Below are 15,880 nucleotides of genomic sequence, written 5' to 3'. Positions count from 1 at the left end.
AGTCAATAAAATGCGCCGGTAGACGAGATCGGAGCAGGCGTGGACAAGTTTTATACCATAACCGAGCTGACGCGCGAATTCGGGGTTTCCACCCGCACCTTGCGCTTCTACGAGGACGAGGGCCTGATCAATCCGGAGCGCCGCGGCCGTACCCGCCTGTTCCGCCCCGCAGACCGCCGCCTGATCCAGGAAATCCTGCGCGGCCGGCGCATCGGCTTCACCATCGCCGAAATCCGCGACATCATCCGCGTCTACAAGGACCCGCCGGGAGAGGTCGGCCAGCTCGAGCTGCTGATGACGAAGGTCAGCGAAAAGCGCGAGGAGCTGCGCCAGAAGCGGCGCGACATCGAGGAGACGCTTGCAGAACTCGACAATGTCGAGGAAGCCTGTCTCACGCGCCTTGCCGAAATCGGCGTCGGCACCTGACGCCGTCCTTCTTACGCTTTCATATCCAGCGCGTGGTTCCGTAGCAGTAGCGCTCGAAATCGATTCCGAAGCGCGAGAGCAGATGCAGCTCCTCGCGGCGGATCGCGACGATGCTCGTGACGGCGGCCGCGGCGATGGCCGTCAGGATGCACCAGGGATTGAGCATCGCAAGGCCGATGCCGGCGGTCGTCAGCGTGTAGCCAAGATAGATGGGATTGCGCGTGTAGCGGTAGGGGCCCGACGTCACCAGGTAGGTCGAGCAGCGGTTCGGCAGGATCGTCGTGTGGCAATCGATGAGCGTGCGCATCGCCCAGACGTCGAGAACGATGGCCGACGCGATCAGGACGCCGCCCGCCGCCCGGGCATACCAGATATTCGTCGGCGCGACCGCGAGCGGAAAATATGCCTGGAGCAGGAATGCTGCCGCTATGGCCGCGCCGTAGACCAGCGGCGGCCAGGGAAAGGCGAGTGGCTTCATGCGATAGGCATTCATGATCCTACTCCTTCAGGTCGCTCCCCGCTTCGGCATTCGCCGTGCATTGCGAGGAGATCGTTGCAATGCGTTCGTCCGTCGTGACATCGATCGCGCCGCGGTTCAGGTCGGCGAAAAGGTTATCCCCCACTAGCCTCTCCAGCGTGCAGCCGCAGAAGCTCTGGCAGAAGCCGGCATCGCGCTCGTTTGAACAGGCGCGCATGCAGCTCTTCGTGTAGCCGGCCGCGGGATCCGCCGCAGGTGGCGGAACCACCAGCGAGAAGCCGTAGACCAGTGCGATCAGCACCGGCTGGTGGATAAGGTAGATGGCGAGACTGTGGCGGCCGGCCTTTTCCAGCAGGCTTTTCCACCAGCCTTTCGTCGCAGTGCCGAAACCCGCCAGCCGCTCCGGCAACGGGCTCGCCACGAAGAGGCGGGCGGCGGCGATGCCGAGCAGCACTGGCGCCAGCCAGGGCAGCAGCGGCACATAGTCGTTCGAGCGCGGCGGGTTCGGGGAAAGACCCACCCACCAGAGCGCCGGGTGGTCGAAGACCGGCGCGCGCAGATAGAACGGCGCCGTGACGACGGCCGCCGCCACCAGCAGCGTGACGGCGACCGGCAGGCGCAGGAAGAGAAGGCCGATCAGGCTTGCCGCGGCGATGGCATGCAGGATGCCGAAGAAGATGAAGGTCTGCGGAAAGGCGAACCAGGTGGCGATGGTGATGGCCGCCGCCGCCAACGCGATCTTGCCGAAGCGCAGGAGGAACGGCCACATGTGAAAACCGTTGCGGTGGCCGAGGACGAGGCTGAAGCCGACGAGGAACAGGAAGCTGCCGGCGATCGCCCGTGCGAAGAGACGCCAGCCGCCGGTGGTCGCGGTCTCCGGATCAATATAGCCGAAATAGCCGAGGTCCCAGGTGAAGTGGTAGATCGCCATGGCGATCAGCGCGACGCCGCGGGCCTGGTCGATCAGCGGAATGCGCGGCAGGCGGCGCCTCGTGCCGCCGTCTCCTGCCACATTGCCGTCAATCACCGTCGTCGTCATGGTTCGGGTTCGCCGCATTGCTTTGGTCCATGGCATCGTGTCACGCCAAGCTTGCGCCGGGCGGATGGCCGAAAGGTGGCCTTCGGGGAGGGATCAGTCGAGGCGTTCGAGCACGCCGAGGCGCGCTTCCGAATAGAACTGCCGGCGGACGAGCACGACGATGATGCCGATGGTCGTCAGGATGAAGAGGTAGGGGCTGACGAACCAGCCGAGATAGCCGATCGACAGGAAGATGGCGCGAAGCCCCTTGTTGAAGTGCTTGGCCGCCAGGATGTTCATGCGGATCACCTTGTCGGCGGCAAGGTCGGCGCCGGCCGGGTCCTTGTGGATGTCGCCGCTCATCGGCATCGCGCCGAGCAGGATCGTGCAGTAGTTGAAGAGGCGGTAGGACCAGCCGAACTTGAAGAAGGCATAGCCGAAGATGATGGCGAGGCCGCCGACCTTCATCTCGAAGCCGGTGCGGCTTGCGCGGAAGACCTCCGGCAGGTCGTTGAGGATGGTGAAGACCTTGTCCGTGGCACCGAGCAGCGCAAAGCAGCTTCCGAGCGCCAGGAGGGACGTCGAGGCGAAGAAGGCCGTGCCGTTCTGGAGGCCGGCCATGATCTGCGTGTCGATCATGCGCAGGTCCCGGTGCATGGCGTTACGGATCCAGATCGCGCGCTGCGAGCTCATCGCCCGCGTCAGGCTCACGCGGTCGAAAAGCCTCGCCCGGTCGGTGATCCAGGAATACCCGATCCACAGGGTGACGAAGACGGCGAGGGCGGCGATGTCCGGGATGTTCATGATCGAGCGTTTTGCCACGAATCCGGCATTTTGCAAGCGGTGACGATACGGCTGCAAGGCTCCGTTAATAGCTGGGGCGGAAAGAGGGCGCCATGGCTCTTGCGCCGCACTCTCGCAACCGGCTGATTTTGCGACACGTCATGCGCTGGACGCGGGGCACCTATGACCGCGCTGCCTTGGTTCCGCCATTTTTCGCGATTGCGGTTTCATGAATTCTTCATTAAAGAGGGCGCCATGCAGCGCCGATCACGGCCGCTGCGGCGACATGTTCCATCGGGGAAATCATGGAAAGCACTGTTCAGAAATCCTGCTGGGGCGTCACCGCCCGCGCAGTTCTCGGTTTTGGCGCGGTTCTGATCATCGCCTATCTCTTCGGCGGCATCTGAAAACATCCGGCCGCCGTCCCTACATTAACAGCGCGCTCCGCGGAGACGCGCTGTTTTTGTTTCAGGGCATGTCGCGTTGGTAAAATCCCATGTCGGGAGATCGCCTTGGACGCGACGCGTGATAGCGTACCTTCAAGGATTAAAGCGCGGCCTGCCGCGGCAAGGAGAAGTCCGGGAATGTTTCTTTCGGTTTTTGATGTCTTCAAGATCGGTATCGGGCCGTCGAGCTCCCATACGATGGGGCCGATGTCGGCGGCGAACCGGTTCCTGGACCTGATCCTGTCGGACGACTGGCCGCGGCCGGCCGGAGCCCGGGTCACCGCGATCCGCATGAGCCTGCACGGCTCGCTCGCCTATACCGGCGTCGGCCATGGCTCCGACCGCGCCGTCATCCTCGGCCTGATGGGCGAGCGGCCGGATTCGGTCGATCCCGACCGGATGGACGCGATCGTCGCCGAGGTCGAGCATAGCGGCCGCATCACGCCGCCCGGCCATCCCGGCTACGCCTTCCAGCCGAAAACCGATCTTATCTTCGACAAGAAGAATCCGCTGCCCGGCCATGCCAACGGCATGACCTTCAGCGCCTACGACCGCGACGACCGGCTGCTTCTCAAGCGGATCTACTATTCCGTCGGCGGCGGATTCGTCGTCACGGATACCGAGCTGGAGCAGATGCGCACCAGCAAGGCGCGCTCCAGCGACAAGAAAGTGCCGTTCCCCTTTTCCTCCGCCAGGCAGATGCTCGACATGGCCGAGCGCGCCAACATGACGATCGCGCAGATGAAGCGCGCGAACGAGGAAGCCTCCATGTCGCGCGAGGAACTGAATGCCGGCCTCGACCGCATCTGGGAGGCTATGAAGAGCTGCATCGACCGGGGCCTGAAGAACGAAGGCATCATGCCGGGCGGCCTGAAGGTGCGCCGCCGCGCCCGCTCGATCCACGACAAGCTGCAGGAGGAGTGGCGCTCCAACAAGGCGAACCCGCTGCTCGCCAACGACTGGCTGTCCGTCTACGCCATGGCGGTCAACGAGGAGAATGCCGCGGGCGGCCGGGTCGTTACCTCGCCGACCAACGGGGCTGCCGGCGTCGTGCCCGCCACGATCCGCTACTACCTGCATTTCCACGAGGATGCCGACCAGGACGGCATCCGCGACTACCTGCTGACGGCCGCCGCCGTCGGCGGCATCATCAAGCACAACGCCTCGATTTCCGGCGCCGAGGTCGGCTGTCAGGGTGAGGTGGGGTCCGCCTCGGCCATGGCCGCCGCCGGCCTTGCCGCCGTCATGGGCGGCTCTCCGGAACAGGTGGAGAATGCCGCGGAAATCGCGCTGGAGCACCATCTCGGCATGACCTGCGACCCGATCGCCGGCCTCGTGCAGGTGCCCTGCATCGAGCGCAACGCGCTCGGCGCGGTGAAGGCGGTGACGGCTGCCTCGCTCGCCCTCAAGGGCGACGGCAAGCATTTCGTGCCGCTCGACGCCTGCATCGAGACGATGCGCCAGACCGGCGTCGACATGAACGAGAAGTACAAGGAAACCTCCACCGGCGGCCTTGCCGTCAACGTGGTGGAGTGCTGAAGCCCTCGTCGTTGCCTGTGGGTGCGACGCGGCGGCCCCTTGACCCGGCCGCCGCAAGGGCGTTCAAAGACGCATGGCCCTTCATCTCATCAAACTCTGTGTCGGCGCGGACTCGATCGAGGACCTGCGCGAATGGGTGTCCGAACGTTCGCTGATCGCGATGGCGGCGGGCATGGAGCCGCATTCCAGCCACGTCACCCGCATGATCCCCAAGCGTGACCGCGAACTGCTCGATGGCGGCTCGCTCTATTGGGTCATCAAGGGGCAGGTGCAGGCCCGCCAGAAATTGCTCGACATCAAGTCCTTCACGGATGGCAACGGCATTTCGCGCTGCGAGCTGGTGCTCGGGCCGGAGGTCGTCGAGACCGAGTTCCAGCCCCGCCGCGCCTTCCAGGGCTGGCGCTACCTCACGGAAGACGACGCCCCGCGCGATCTCAAGAACATGGGCGAGGGCACCGCGGACCTGCCGCTCGAACTGCGCCGGGAACTGGCCGAACTCGGCCTGCTCTGAAAAAAGCCGCGTCCGGCGTCCTGAATCGTGTTTCAGGTCTCTTTCTCCCGCTGTCCCGCGCATTCCGGCCTCGTTCAACCAACGAGGTCCCCATGCTCAAGTCGCTTTTCTGCGCCGCGGCGCTGCTTGCCGCCTTCACCATCCCTGCCAATGCCGAACGGATCGGCGTTCGCGACCTCAAGGTTGCCCAGTCGGCGAACGGACGCGCCTTGAATGCCGTCGTCTGGTATCCGACCGAAGACGATGGAAAGACCGAGGCAGTCGGCGAAAACCCGGCCTTTCTCGGCGTGCCGGCCATCCGCAACGCATCGCCCGGGGACGGGCCGCATCCGCTGGTCGTGCTTTCCCACGGCTATGGCGGCAGCTGGCGCAATCTTAGCTGGCTTGCGGGCGAGCTGGCAGCGAAGGGCTATGTCGTCGCTGCGACCGACCATCCCGGCACGACGACCTTCGACCGGAGCAAGGCGGAAGCCGCAAGACTGTGGGAGCGCCCGCGCGACCTCAGCCGCCTGATCGACGCCGTGCTTGCCGACAAGGGCCTCGGGCCACGGACTGACGGGAAGCGGATCGCGGCCATCGGCCATTCGCTCGGCGGATGGACGGTGATGGCGCTTGCGGGCGCGCGGGTCGATGCGGCGCGTTTCCTGGCGGATTGCAAGGCGAAGACCAGCCCGCGGGCCTGCGCGCTGTCCCATGAGCTGGGGCTGGACGGCACGGGCGATGCAAGGGCGGCGCTCGAAGGCGACCTCGGCGATCCGCGCATCGGCGCCGCCGTGTCGCTCGACCTCGGCCTTGCGCGCAGCTTCTCAACCGAAAGCCTTGCCGCAGTCCGCGTCCCGGTCCTGATCTTCGGCGCGGGAATTGACGCCGGCGGCCTGCCGGCGGAGGCGGAGTCGGGCTACCTCGCGGCGGGCCTGCCGATGTCGATGCGCGACTATGTGGTCGTGCCGGATGCGATGCATTTCAGCTTCATGCAGCTCTGCAAGCCCGGCGCGGTCGCGATGATCGAGGCGCGGTCGCCCGGGGATGGCGTCGTCTGCAAGGATGGTGGCACGCGCGGCCGGGCGGCGATCCACAGGCAGGTCGCCGACCGCATCGCCACCTTCCTCGGCGCTACCCTGCCATAGCGGCGCGGCGGAAGTCGCTGGGACTGCAGCCGGCCGTGCGGAGAAATTCGCGGTTGAAGTTCGACTTGGTCTGGAAACCGCATTCGAACATGACGGCCGTGACCGGCATGCCGGTTTCCGACAGCAGGCGCTTTGCCGCCTCGATGCGGTAGCCGTTGACCAGTTGCGAGACGTTCCGTCCCTGCAGCCGGTTGACGGCGCCGGAAATCTGCCGGGCCGGGATGCCGGCCCGGCGCGCGATCCGGTCCAGGGTGAGGTCGGGATCGCGAAACAACTGCCGCTCCTGCATGAGGCGGTCGACCGTGTCGACGATACGCGCATCGGCCTCGCCGGAGACCTCCGGCTTTGCCGTCTCGCCGGCATCGTCCGCCGGCGTGCTCCTGCCGATCACCGCGACGGCATAGGCAAGCACCGGCAGGACCAGGAGGTTGCCGGCCGTCACGATGCCCCCGGCGTGAGATCCCCGATAGAAGCCGAAATCCGCCGCGATGAGCAGGTCCACGAAGGCGGATGTCATCAAGAGCGCGCCTGCCGCAAGGGTGGCCTTGCGGGCGCCGGCCACATCGCTCAGTCGCGTCGTCACGAAGCTGTCCGGCCCGGCGATCGCCAGACGCAGGAGCGCTGCGCCATAGCCGAAGTAGAGCAGAGCGAGCACGAGATCGACGGGCGAGTGCCAGAGCGGCCAGAGCGCCGACAGGATCAGCACGAGCAATGGCGGCAGCAGATGAAGCCAGCGGCGGTTGCCGCGCCCCGCGGTGAAACACAGCCAGGCGATCGGCGGCAGGCCGGATGCGAGGACGGGCTGGAGGAATCGTACGAAAGGCCAATCGAACGTCCACCGTGCGCCGACGATGGCAGCGACGACGGTGCAGGCGGCGACGAAGCCGATGGCTGGCCGAAGGGCGGGCTCGCGCAACAGGACCAGCCGCAGGAGGAGGACGCAGAGCAGGAGCGCGATGACGAAGGGAAGGGGTATTGCCGGCATTCTTCACGCACAGCAGATGTCGCGGGACTTTGCAAGGACCGGCGGCGCCGGTCCGGACGGTTCAGCGCAGGCGCAGGCGCACCGGATGGCGCCGCTCGCTGACGCCGACATGGAGATGGATCCCGGCGGCCGGCTGGCCCGAGCGCCAGGCTCTGGCGCCGTGGGCGAGCAGCATGCCGACGAGATCCTTCGTCCTGTTGCGCGAACGGCCGAGGCCGATGTCCGCGATCCGCATCGCCGCTTCGTGCAGCGGGTGGAGCGTGCCCTTCAGGGCCTTGCGTTTCCCGTCGCGCGCTGCGGGGTGGTCATCGAACAGGTTCTCGTTCATCGCCATGATCTGCCTCGTACGCATTACCCAATCGAGGATGGCAAACCCTTGTGGGGATTGCCGGGCCTTCCCCCGCAGCGTCCGGTACGCAATACCTCACCGGTGGCTGTGCGGGTACAAGGCGGTATTCCACAGGCCGCGCCTACATGGCGCGGTCCGGATGCATCACTGCTGGCTGGCCCAGCAGGCAAACCCCTTGCGCTTCAGCACCTTGCAGGCGGTTGCCGCGCGATCCTGGTTGTCGAAGCCGCCGAAGCGGGCGCGGAAGAGCTGTTCGCTGCCGCTGTTGACCGCGACGGTGAAGGGCTTGGCGCTGGCGAGCGCCTTGCCGCCCTGGTCCTGGGCCTTGGCCAGCAGCTTCTGCGCCTGGCCGCGGTCCGGCGTCGCGCCGATCTGGATCACCCAGCCCGAAGGCGTGGTTTCCCCGACGGCCGAGGTGGTCAGCTTGTCGACAGCGCCGCTCGTGTCGCCCTGTTCCGTCAGGTCTTCCTGCGGAACCGCGGCGTCGCGCTGCAGCTTCAGCGTGGCGGCGAGCGCGCGCTTGCCGACGACTTCCGAGCTGCTTGCCGGCGTCGCATAGGCCGTTTCGAGGTGGCTCTCGTTGTAGCGGTAGGAGGGGACCGGTCCGTTTTCCGGCAGGTCGAAGCCACCGGCGACCGAGGCGGTCGCCGCGCTGCTCGCGACTTCGGCGGACAGGGTCGGTGCGTCGCTGGTCTGGGCGATCAGGTCGCCGCCGCCGCGGCGCGAGGCCTTCGGCATGTAGGTGGCGATGAGCTTGCGCATCTGCTGGTCGCGGGCCGCGCCCGAGCGGCCGCCCATGACGACGCCGACGACGCTGCGGCCATCGGCCATGGCCGAGGTCACGAGATTATAGCCGGAGGCGCGGGTATAGCCGGTCTTGATGCCGTCGACGCCGCGAACCGCGCCGAGCAGGCGGTTGTGGCCGTTGATGACCTGCTTGCCGAGGCGGAAGCTGCGGACCGAGAAATAGGAATAGTACTGCGGGAAGTGCTGGCGCAGCGCGATGCCGAGGCGGGCCTGGTCGCGCGCGGTGGTCACCTGCGCGCTGTTGGGCAGGCCGTTGGCATTGCGGTAGACGGTGCGCGTCATGCCGAGCGCGCGCGCCTTCTGCGTCATGATGCGGGTGAACCGTTCCTCCGAGCCGCCGAGCAGTTCGGCCAGCGCCGTGGAGGCGTCGTTGGCCGAGCGGGTGATCAGGCCGAGGATCGCCTGTTCGACGGTGATCGAGTTGCCGACGCCGACGCCGAGCTTGGTCGGCGGCTCGCTCGAGGCGTTCTTCGAGAAGGGGACGCGGGAATCGAGGCGGATCTTGCGGGCTTCCAGCGCCTCGAAGGTGAGGTAGAGCGTCATCATCTTGGTGAGCGAGGCGGGATAGCGCAAGTCATCCGCGTCTTCGCTGTAGAGCACCTTACCGGTCTTCGCATCGATGACGATGCCGGAATATTTCGGATTTGCCGCCGCCGGCGTCGCCCAGGCGACCGTGGCGATCATCCCGATCATCACCAGACCTTTCGCCGCATTGGCAATCGCCTGACCGGGACGGGGGAGGAAATCGAGGAATACGGAACGGGACACTACGTTACTCTTCATTCTCGAATTGCATATGCCGTCCGCTTGCGACCTGCCGCGACGACCGTTTGGGGCAAGATAGCCACACAGCGTTACCAATCGGTTTATGATGAATCATTGGTTTCTGAGATTGCCCGTGTTTTATCGGCTGCGGGTGGAGGCGGAGGAGCGCCCGTTTTCGGCGAGGGAGCCTCCAAGATAGTCGCGCACCCGCGCCTCCATGGCCTGCCACTGCGGCAAAAGTCTGCTCGAAAAACGGTAAAGCACGGAAAGGTCGCGGCCGATGTGGATGTCGCGCTGGCAGTCGGCGCCTGTCGATTGCGAGGAGTCCGCGGGCATCATGCAGCGCACCGCGTAGTCGGAGCCATCGGGAAGCGTGCCCGTGAAGAACACCTCGCCGCCGTAGCCTGAATTCTCCTTGAGGGCCTGCCGCGTCAGCCCTGCGGGGCCCTGCTCGGGGCGGTCGCCGAAGAGATGGCTGTAGATCGGCCCCAGCCGGCCGGACATGTCCCTCGACATGGTGCTTTGCGAAAGATTGAGGAAAATCAAGTTCTCGGGCCGGGTGGCATCGTTGAAGCGGATGCGCTCGGCGTTGGAATAGCCGCTCATTTCCGGCCAGGTAAGGTAGAGGTCCACGCGTTCCGCGCGCCCCGTGCGGCGCTGGTCCTCGAAGCGGATCGCATTGGCGGGAAGGCGGAGCTGGTCCTGGCCGATGACGATGTCGATGGGTTCCGCATTCTCCGTGTGGCCGGCCAGCGCAATGCGCTCGCCGAGCGCGCGGCCCGCGATGGAGATGGCAACCGTCAGGCCCGCGAGGAAAGCGACGCCGATGGTCAGGCGCGTCAGCAGCCGGTTGGAGAGAAGCGGGGCATGGTCCCCGTTGCCGGTCGTCGCCGCAGCCATCGTCCCCTCGCGTTTCCTCGGCCCGTCCATCGTGGCACATCCTGGCGGAGGGTCTGCGAACATGGTTAATTTTCGGTTGAGATCGTCCGGTTGTATGGCGTCCTGAAAAAGGATGCGGCCGGCTCCGGGACAGGAGAGCCGGCCGCAGGGCCATGGTCGGGACGGGGATCGGGGACTGACCGGGCCCATTCTTTCGCCCGGCGCGCTGCCGGGCAATCTGGTCTTGCGCCTGGGCGCGGGATGCTACTTGACGCTGCCGACCGCTTCGGCGCGGCCGTCCTGCAGCTTGACCCACTTGCCGGCATTGGCCGAGGACTGGCGCTTCAGGAAGCGGTATTCGGTCTCCGACCACAGCAGGACCTTGTTGCGCATGTTGTCGAGCACGAAGTCGCCGCGGTCGGTGCGCACGGTCAGCACCGCGTGGCCTTCGCCGCTCGGCTGCAGCACGACCGTGATCAGCAGGTTCGAGGGCGAGATGCCGGCTTCGATCAGGCGCTTGCGCTTGATCAGGACATAGTCCTCGCAATCGGCGGCACCCTGCGGGTAGGTCCACTTCTCCTCGACGCCGTAGATCTCCATGTCCGTCATCGGAACGAACTCGATATTGGCGTTGTAGTTGACGTTGAGGATCGTCTTCCAGTTTTCCTGCGTCAGCTTGAGCGGGCCTTCGTCCTTGCCGTTGGGGCCGCATTCGTCGCGGTACTGCTTGCAGAACTCGTAGTGGCCGATGGGCTGGTTGGTGGCGCCCGCCAGCGGAATGTTGGCCGGCAGCGCCATGGCGACCTGTGCCGCGGCGAGAGAGAAGAGGAATGCAAGCGTCCCTGTCTTGATGTTTTTTGTCATTGTGTCGTCCCCGTTTGATGAGGCCACAATGACAGCTATGTTTTGATCTTGCGCGAAAAGCCGAAGTATAACTTAGTTCAAATCAAGATCGCATAAGTATAAAACAAGAATAAAACTTGATCTTCATTTTATGTGTATTCGAAACGAATTTGACTAAAATTCTAACGAGTTTCACCGCCGCGCCTGCCGGATGTTCTCACCTAATCCATTGGTTTTGAAAATTTTTTCGGATTTGCGGGTCGCGGCAGGATTCGTTTGGAGGGCGTGCATCAGGCCGAGGGCCGGGGGAGCGGATGCCATCCGCGTTACGCCGTGACGGCGCAAGCGGCCGCCCGGCGCGGGGAAGCGCCCGCGGGCGCGGAAATTTTTTCGGATTTTTTTGTGCCGACCTGAAACAGAAAAAGGCCCGACCGGGCCTTTTTGGGACTGCATCGTCCGGGATCGTCCTGAAACGCTACAGGAAGACGGTCAGCGCTTCCTTCGACTGGACCGAGGAGAATTCGATCGCAACGCCCTCCTGGAAGTGACGCACGACGCGGCCCTTCATGTGGCCGAGCTGGACGGCGGTTCCGAGCGCCGGGCGCACGTCGATGTCGACGGCCGCACCGGAAAGCGAAAGGTCGATGATGCGGCAGGGATAGCGCCGGCCGTCGTCCAGCGTCAGGTCGGTGCGGGTGTTGCGCGGGGTGAGGCGGTCGTGGCGGCGGTCTTCCGGCAGGCCGAGCTCATGCTTGTTGGCGATCCAGGTGAGCTGGGCCGCGAGCTTTTCCCGCTTGCGGTCCGTTGCGTTGAGCTGGATTGCGAAGCCGTCCGCGTTGAGAAGCGCGACGGTGCCCTCGATGCGGCCCACATGGTCGATATAGGCGATGATGCGCTCGCCCATCTTGGGGCGCGCCGCGCAGACGAAGCTCGCATCGCCCGGCGACATGTCGAGGACGGTGCAATCGAATTCTTCATGGCTTGCGAGCATCAGCCGGCCCGACAGGTTTACCGATACGCGCTGGAAGGCGCGCTGGTCGGGCTGCGGCTTCCGGGCGGCGGGCGATGCTTGCTGGAAAGAGTACATGAGCGCGCGTGCCTGATCATCCTATCTCTTTCCAAGACTTAACCTTTCTGGGTTAACAGAAGGTTTGCCGGTGCGGGAAAATCTCGCGAGGGGCGGGATTTCGACAACCTGTGGGCGTTGCAGGTTGTGTTCGCTAGCGTTCCTGCGGCTCTCCGGCCTTTCGGCCGCCCTCGAAGATGCGCAGGTGCATGACCCGGCTGACCGTCTGGCCAAGGCCGGCCGGGCGCATGGCCATGATCGAGGTCGGCATGGGGATCGACGGCCGGTTGGCGGCGGGATCGCTCCGGCGTTCGGGATCGATGACCGAGAGCGCGCCGAGCGTGGCATAGCGGAAGGCGGATAGCGGCGGGCGCTGGCCGGGCAGGGGCGCGAAGGTGCCGATGATGCGGTCGGCCGTCCTGCCTCGGGTGGCGAGCGGCAGCAGCGCGATTTCCGCCTCCGTCGTCTCCAGCGTGCCGTCGACGAGCTGGACATGCATGATGGCGGGTGCGGCCTGCGCCATGACGTTCTCGGCGATCCGCGCGACGCGGACGCGCTGGTCCGGTGCAAACAGCGCGTCGAAATCCGAGCCCTTGAGTTCCCGGGCGAACTGCGCGCAAAGCCGCGTGCCGGCCAGCCGGAAGCGCGGAGCGTGCAGGCGGCCGTCTTCGAGGATGAACACGTCGGGCAGGATCGCCGCGATGTCGGCGGGCTCGATGGCGCTGCGCAGCGGCACGGCGCGCTCGCCGCGCTGGCGTGCCCAATAGTCGTAAAGTGCCGTTGCGGCCTTGGTCTGCATGCGCATATCCAATCGATTCTGTCCCGTTCCGGCACGCTGGATGCGGCGAACGGGCATTCCCGGAAGGTGTAGCGAGTTTCATGCCAGCCCGGCATTAAGGTTAACGATTGGTTTCGATTGCGCAGGCCGCCGGCTTGGGAGAACATCCGGCCATCCCTCCACGAGGGAATGGTTTACTGCACATCGATTTGGCCTCGGCGATTGGGGCACCGGCCGTCGGCGAAAGCTGCACGGCCTTTCTTTTCTCTGTATAAGCACGATTCGATTTTTGAGTATGGTGGTTTGGTCATGCGTAACGACGGCGATGAAGTGCACGGTGGCGAGTTCGGCGACCGCAGGCGGGAGCCGGCGTTCAACCTGCCGGCAAGCCTCGTCTTCGTGCTCGGCGTGCTGACGCTGATCCATCTCGTGCGCACCTATCTCCTGTCGGCTTCGACCGACGAGTTCGTGCTGCTGCACTTCGGCTTCATTCCGGGGCGCTATTCGATTCCCCTTTCGGAGCAGGACCTCGGCTGGCTGTGGAGCCCGGTCACCTATTCGCTGCTGCACGGCGGCTGGGAGCATCTGATCTTCAACGCCTTCTGGATGGTCGCTTTCGGCGCGCCCGTCGTGCGCCGCATCGGCCGCACGCGCTTCTTCCTCTTCTGGTGCCTTTCCGCCATCGCGGCGGTGGCGTTCCACACCGCGCTGCACTGGGGGGCGATGATCCTCGTCGTCGGCGCTTCTGGCGTCGTCTCGGGCCTCATGGGGGCGGCCGCGCGTTTCGTCTTCTCGCCGAGCGGGCGCATCAGCCGGCAGTTCGCGCATCTCAACCGGCGGCTCACCATCGCCGAGGCGCTTTCCAACCGCTCGGTGCTCGTCTTTTCCGGCATCTGGTTCCTCACCAACTTCCTGATCGGCTTCGGGCAGATCTTCGGAACGGTCGCCGGCGGGGCGATCGCCTGGGAAGCGCATATCGGCGGCTTCCTGTTCGGCTTCCTGTTCTTCCCGCTCTTCGATGTGGCTACGGCCGAGAGCCGGCGGGATTAACGATAGTCCATTAGCGGTCTTGCAATCGCCTCTTTCGTGGCGCACCATGAACGTGTTCCGGTTCGCACATGCACACCGGAATGGGCCGCATCCGCAAGGAGGAAGGGATGCGTCCACGTTACTGGCAGGGCATCCCTGCGGGTGTCCCGCCTCTCAGCGTCATGATGCACACGGGAGGTACGCATGTATGTAAAGACGATACTGGACGAGAAAGGCCGCAACGTCGTGACCGGCGGCCCGCAGCTCACCGTGAGGCAGGCTGCCGTCTATCTTCATGAAAACCACATCGGCGCCATCGTCATCGTCGACCGGAACGACCGCATCGCCGGCATTCTCACCGAGCGCGACATCGTGGCCGCCATTGCCCGCAGCGGGGCCGAGTGCCTGGACAAGCCCATTTCCTCCATCATGTGGGGCAATGTCCATCGCTGCGACGAAGGCCAGACCGTCGACGAGATCATGGAAATGATGAGTTCGCTGCGCGCCCGCCACATTCCCGTGGAGAAGGAGGGACGCCTCGTCGGAATCGTCTCCATCGGCGACGTGGTGAAGTCCCATATTCGCGCCATCCAGCACGAGGCCGAGGCCATCAAGGCCTATATCGCGAGCTGACGCCGGCGTTAGAGCATTTCCGCTGAACTCCGGTTCAGCGGAAATGCTCCAGTTTTTTGTTTTTATCGCATTATCCGACGCCGAAGCGATCCCGCTTCGGCTGGAAATGCTTTAACGGTTTCGGGCGGAACGATCTTCATCGCTCCGCCCGTCGTCGTTTCTCGCCGCTGCGCCATTCAGCGCGCCATCACAACTTCCTGCATGCGCTTGATCTCGAAAATGCGCGCCTTGGCTTCGAGGTAGCCGCGGTCGATGGATTCGCCCGCGCGGTGGAATTCCGAGAGGCCGATATCCGCAAGCTTCGGATGCAGCGACAGGTCCGGCGGGTCGCCGGCCAGGCGCGCGCGGGAAATGCGGTCCTGGATGATGTTGAAGGACTGCACCATGACGCTCGTCAATCCGAGGCGGGCGGCGCTGTCCTCCTGTTTCGGTTCGGTCACCTTCTGCGGGCTGGCGCTGTGCTTGATCACGGCGGAGCGGCCGTAAAGATCGTAGTTGAGGTTGACGGCGACGACCAGCGGCTCCTCGTACGCCCGGCAGACGGAAACCGGCACCGGGTTCACCAGGGCGCCGTCCACCAGCGTCCTGTTGTTGCACTTGATCGGCTCGAAGATGCCCGGCAGCGCATAGGAGGCGCGCAGGGCCGTGATCAGGGCGCCGCCGTTGATCCATACTTCGTGGCCGCTGTTGACTTCCGTCGCCACCGCGACGAAGGGGCGGTCGAGATCCTCGATCGACAGGTTCTCCAGATGCTCCTGCATGCGGCGCGTCAGCCGCATGCCGCCGAAAAGGCCGGAGCCGCGGATGGTGAAATCGAGGAGGCCGGCGATGCGGCGCATGGTGAGCGATCGGGCGAAGGCTTCCAGCTCGTCCAGCTTGCCGGCAAGGTAGCAGCCGCCGACCAGTGCGCCGATCGACGTGCCGGCGATCATGCCGATCTCGATGCCTTCCTCGTCCAGCGCCCTCAACACGCCGATATGCGCCCAGCCGCGGGCAGCGCCGCCGCCGAGGGCAAGGGCGATCTTGGATTTGCGCGGCGGGGCCGGCGCGGGAATGTGAGACATGTCGTTCATGGAAGGTCCGCCCGGATCCGATGCATCCGCCGTTACGAGACTACGATTGAAACTCCAGTTCAGCATTCCGGACCTCCGTTCCCAAGAGGAATTCGCGGTGAAGCAAACGGTTCCGTCCACCCTGCGCCCTCGGCAACACAATAGATCGCAGGATAGTTGCAATCCGTGACGCGGGGAAATTCCGGCACGAAAATCCTTCCGGAAAGTGCGCGGCGTTTGAGCCGGAGCAGGGTGCCCGCCCGCAGGATCGTCGCCCCGCCGCAGGTGGCGCTGGAAACCGTTCGGGACGCATGCGAGCGATGGGGTTCCATATCCTGATCCGCATGGCGGGGCTAGAAGCCGCCA

Annotated in this window: 18 protein-coding genes; 6 read left to right on the top strand and 12 right to left on the bottom strand. The window is 65.1% G+C overall.

Features of this window, described 5'->3' with window-relative positions:
• Window positions 1-39 precede the first annotated feature (39 nt).
• A complete protein-coding gene (locus L0976_RS00575) occupies window positions 40-426 on the top strand; it encodes a MerR family DNA-binding transcriptional regulator (RefSeq protein ID WP_203318978.1) in 387 nt (128 codons plus the stop codon).
• Between the two features lie 19 nt (window positions 427-445).
• Here the strand turns inward: L0976_RS00575 and L0976_RS00570 are convergent, their stop codons facing one another.
• The 3 genes from L0976_RS00570 to L0976_RS00560 form a co-directional block, all read right to left on the bottom strand.
• Entirely contained in the window at window positions 446-919 is a 474-nt protein-coding gene (locus L0976_RS00570) for an isoprenylcysteine carboxylmethyltransferase family protein (RefSeq protein ID WP_203318977.1), read from the bottom strand.
• A gap of 4 nt (window positions 920-923) precedes the next feature.
• Window positions 924-1,943 carry a DUF1624 domain-containing protein gene (locus L0976_RS00565; RefSeq protein ID WP_234185584.1) on the bottom strand — a complete coding sequence of 340 codons (1,020 nt, stop codon included), beginning with the start codon at window positions 1,941-1,943 and terminating at the stop codon, window positions 924-926.
• A 93-nt stretch (window positions 1,944-2,036) separates the two neighbouring features.
• Window positions 2,037-2,726 (bottom strand): DUF599 domain-containing protein, encoded by a 690-nt coding sequence (locus L0976_RS00560; protein ID WP_203318976.1) that lies wholly within the window; start codon window positions 2,724-2,726, stop codon window positions 2,037-2,039.
• A gap of 563 nt (window positions 2,727-3,289) precedes the next feature.
• On the opposite strand from L0976_RS00560, the gene L0976_RS00555 reads away from it, so the two are divergent.
• The 3 genes from L0976_RS00555 (at window position 3,290) to L0976_RS00545 (ending at window position 6,328) form a co-directional block, all read left to right on the top strand.
• On the top strand, window positions 3,290-4,690 hold the full coding sequence (locus L0976_RS00555) for an L-serine ammonia-lyase (RefSeq protein ID WP_203318975.1): 1,401 nt from the start codon (window positions 3,290-3,292) through the stop codon (window positions 4,688-4,690).
• A 73-nt stretch (window positions 4,691-4,763) separates the two neighbouring features.
• Window positions 4,764-5,201, top strand: a complete 438-nt coding sequence (locus L0976_RS00550) for a DUF1489 family protein (protein WP_234185583.1) — start codon at window positions 4,764-4,766, stop codon at window positions 5,199-5,201.
• A gap of 92 nt (window positions 5,202-5,293) precedes the next feature.
• Window positions 5,294-6,328 carry an alpha/beta fold hydrolase gene (locus tag L0976_RS00545; protein WP_234185582.1) on the top strand — a complete coding sequence of 345 codons (1,035 nt, stop codon included), beginning with the start codon at window positions 5,294-5,296 and terminating at the stop codon, window positions 6,326-6,328.
• Here the strand turns inward: L0976_RS00545 and L0976_RS00540 are convergent.
• The 8 genes from L0976_RS00540 to L0976_RS00505 all read right to left on the bottom strand — a co-directional run bounded on the left by L0976_RS00540 (window position 6,315) and on the right by L0976_RS00505 (window position 12,821).
• Entirely contained in the window at window positions 6,315-7,313 is a 999-nt protein-coding gene (locus tag L0976_RS00540) for an AraC family transcriptional regulator (RefSeq protein WP_234185581.1), read from the bottom strand. The genes L0976_RS00545 and L0976_RS00540 overlap by 14 nt on opposite strands.
• A 61-nt stretch (window positions 7,314-7,374) precedes the next feature.
• On the bottom strand, window positions 7,375-7,647 hold the full coding sequence (locus tag L0976_RS00535; protein ID WP_203319737.1) for a hypothetical protein: 273 nt from the start codon (window positions 7,645-7,647) through the stop codon (window positions 7,375-7,377).
• A gap of 159 nt (window positions 7,648-7,806) precedes the next feature.
• A complete protein-coding gene (locus L0976_RS00530) occupies window positions 7,807-9,252 on the bottom strand; it encodes a D-alanyl-D-alanine carboxypeptidase family protein (RefSeq protein ID WP_234185580.1) in 1,446 nt (481 codons plus the stop codon).
• A gap of 120 nt (window positions 9,253-9,372) precedes the next feature.
• Complete coding sequence (locus tag L0976_RS00525) at window positions 9,373-10,134, bottom strand: hypothetical protein (protein WP_234185579.1); 762 nt, start codon at window positions 10,132-10,134, stop codon at window positions 9,373-9,375.
• Window positions 10,135-10,377: 243 nt separating this feature from the next.
• On the bottom strand, window positions 10,378-10,977 hold the full coding sequence (locus tag L0976_RS00520) for a transglutaminase-like cysteine peptidase (protein ID WP_203318969.1): 600 nt from the start codon (window positions 10,975-10,977) through the stop codon (window positions 10,378-10,380).
• A gap of 171 nt (window positions 10,978-11,148) precedes the next feature.
• The gene (locus L0976_RS00515; protein WP_234185578.1) at window positions 11,149-11,409 is read right to left on the bottom strand and encodes a hypothetical protein; all 261 of its coding nucleotides are present in this window, start codon (window positions 11,407-11,409) and stop codon (window positions 11,149-11,151) included.
• A 22-nt stretch (window positions 11,410-11,431) separates the two neighbouring features.
• A complete protein-coding gene (locus L0976_RS00510) occupies window positions 11,432-12,043 on the bottom strand; it encodes a PilZ domain-containing protein (protein WP_203318968.1) in 612 nt (203 codons plus the stop codon).
• A gap of 133 nt (window positions 12,044-12,176) precedes the next feature.
• A complete protein-coding gene (locus L0976_RS00505; protein ID WP_234185577.1) occupies window positions 12,177-12,821 on the bottom strand; it encodes a PAS domain-containing protein in 645 nt (214 codons plus the stop codon).
• Window positions 12,822-13,109: 288 nt separating this feature from the next.
• Between L0976_RS00505 and L0976_RS00500 the strand changes: the two genes are divergently transcribed.
• Together L0976_RS00500 and L0976_RS00495 are read left to right on the top strand one after the other, a co-directional pair.
• On the top strand, window positions 13,110-13,850 hold the full coding sequence (locus tag L0976_RS00500) for a rhomboid family intramembrane serine protease (protein WP_203318966.1): 741 nt from the start codon (window positions 13,110-13,112) through the stop codon (window positions 13,848-13,850).
• Window positions 13,851-14,033: 183 nt separating this feature from the next.
• The gene (locus L0976_RS00495) at window positions 14,034-14,462 is read left to right on the top strand and encodes a CBS domain-containing protein (RefSeq protein ID WP_203318965.1); all 429 of its coding nucleotides are present in this window, start codon (window positions 14,034-14,036) and stop codon (window positions 14,460-14,462) included.
• 176 nt (window positions 14,463-14,638) lie between these two features.
• Here L0976_RS00495 and L0976_RS00490 read toward each other — a convergent pair whose 3' ends face one another.
• The gene (locus L0976_RS00490; protein ID WP_203318964.1) at window positions 14,639-15,601 is read right to left on the bottom strand and encodes a patatin-like phospholipase family protein; all 963 of its coding nucleotides are present in this window, start codon (window positions 15,599-15,601) and stop codon (window positions 14,639-14,641) included.
• Window positions 15,602-15,880: the final 279 nt, after the last annotated feature.

The organism is Shinella sp. NM-101, from assembly GCF_021401195.1.
Taxonomy (GTDB): domain Bacteria; phylum Pseudomonadota; class Alphaproteobacteria; order Rhizobiales; family Rhizobiaceae; genus Shinella.
The sequence above is the reverse complement of the archived record's forward strand: the minus strand, read 5'-3'. Positions and strand labels throughout refer to the sequence as shown.

Excerpts from the sequence above, each read along its gene's own strand:
- L0976_RS00570 (WP_203318977.1), bottom strand. The coding sequence starts at position 919 with ATGAATGCCTATCGCATGAAGCCACTCGCCTTTCCCTGGCCGCCGCTG.
- L0976_RS00565 (WP_234185584.1), bottom strand. The coding sequence starts at position 1,943 with ATGACGACGACGGTGATTGACGGCAATGTGGCAGGAGACGGCGGCACG.
- L0976_RS00560 (WP_203318976.1), bottom strand. The coding sequence starts at position 2,726 with ATGAACATCCCGGACATCGCCGCCCTCGCCGTCTTCGTCACCCTGTGG.
- L0976_RS00555 (WP_203318975.1), top strand. The coding sequence starts at position 3,290 with ATGTTTCTTTCGGTTTTTGATGTCTTCAAGATCGGTATCGGGCCGTCG.
- L0976_RS00550 (WP_234185583.1), top strand. The coding sequence starts at position 4,764 with ATGGCCCTTCATCTCATCAAACTCTGTGTCGGCGCGGACTCGATCGAG.
- L0976_RS00545 (WP_234185582.1), top strand. The coding sequence starts at position 5,294 with ATGCTCAAGTCGCTTTTCTGCGCCGCGGCGCTGCTTGCCGCCTTCACC.
- L0976_RS00540 (WP_234185581.1), bottom strand. The coding sequence starts at position 7,313 with ATGCCGGCAATACCCCTTCCCTTCGTCATCGCGCTCCTGCTCTGCGTC.
- L0976_RS00535 (WP_203319737.1), bottom strand. The coding sequence starts at position 7,647 with ATGGCGATGAACGAGAACCTGTTCGATGACCACCCCGCAGCGCGCGAC.
- L0976_RS00530 (WP_234185580.1), bottom strand. The coding sequence starts at position 9,252 with ATGAAGAGTAACGTAGTGTCCCGTTCCGTATTCCTCGATTTCCTCCCC.
- L0976_RS00525 (WP_234185579.1), bottom strand. The coding sequence starts at position 10,134 with ATGGCTGCGGCGACGACCGGCAACGGGGACCATGCCCCGCTTCTCTCC.
- L0976_RS00520 (WP_203318969.1), bottom strand. The coding sequence starts at position 10,977 with ATGACAAAAAACATCAAGACAGGGACGCTTGCATTCCTCTTCTCTCTC.
- L0976_RS00515 (WP_234185578.1), bottom strand. The coding sequence starts at position 11,409 with ATGCAGTCCCAAAAAGGCCCGGTCGGGCCTTTTTCTGTTTCAGGTCGG.
- L0976_RS00510 (WP_203318968.1), bottom strand. The coding sequence starts at position 12,043 with ATGTACTCTTTCCAGCAAGCATCGCCCGCCGCCCGGAAGCCGCAGCCC.
- L0976_RS00505 (WP_234185577.1), bottom strand. The coding sequence starts at position 12,821 with ATGCAGACCAAGGCCGCAACGGCACTTTACGACTATTGGGCACGCCAG.
- L0976_RS00500 (WP_203318966.1), top strand. The coding sequence starts at position 13,110 with ATGCGTAACGACGGCGATGAAGTGCACGGTGGCGAGTTCGGCGACCGC.
- L0976_RS00495 (WP_203318965.1), top strand. The coding sequence starts at position 14,034 with ATGTATGTAAAGACGATACTGGACGAGAAAGGCCGCAACGTCGTGACC.
- L0976_RS00490 (WP_203318964.1), bottom strand. The coding sequence starts at position 15,601 with ATGCTGAACTGGAGTTTCAATCGTAGTCTCGTAACGGCGGATGCATCG.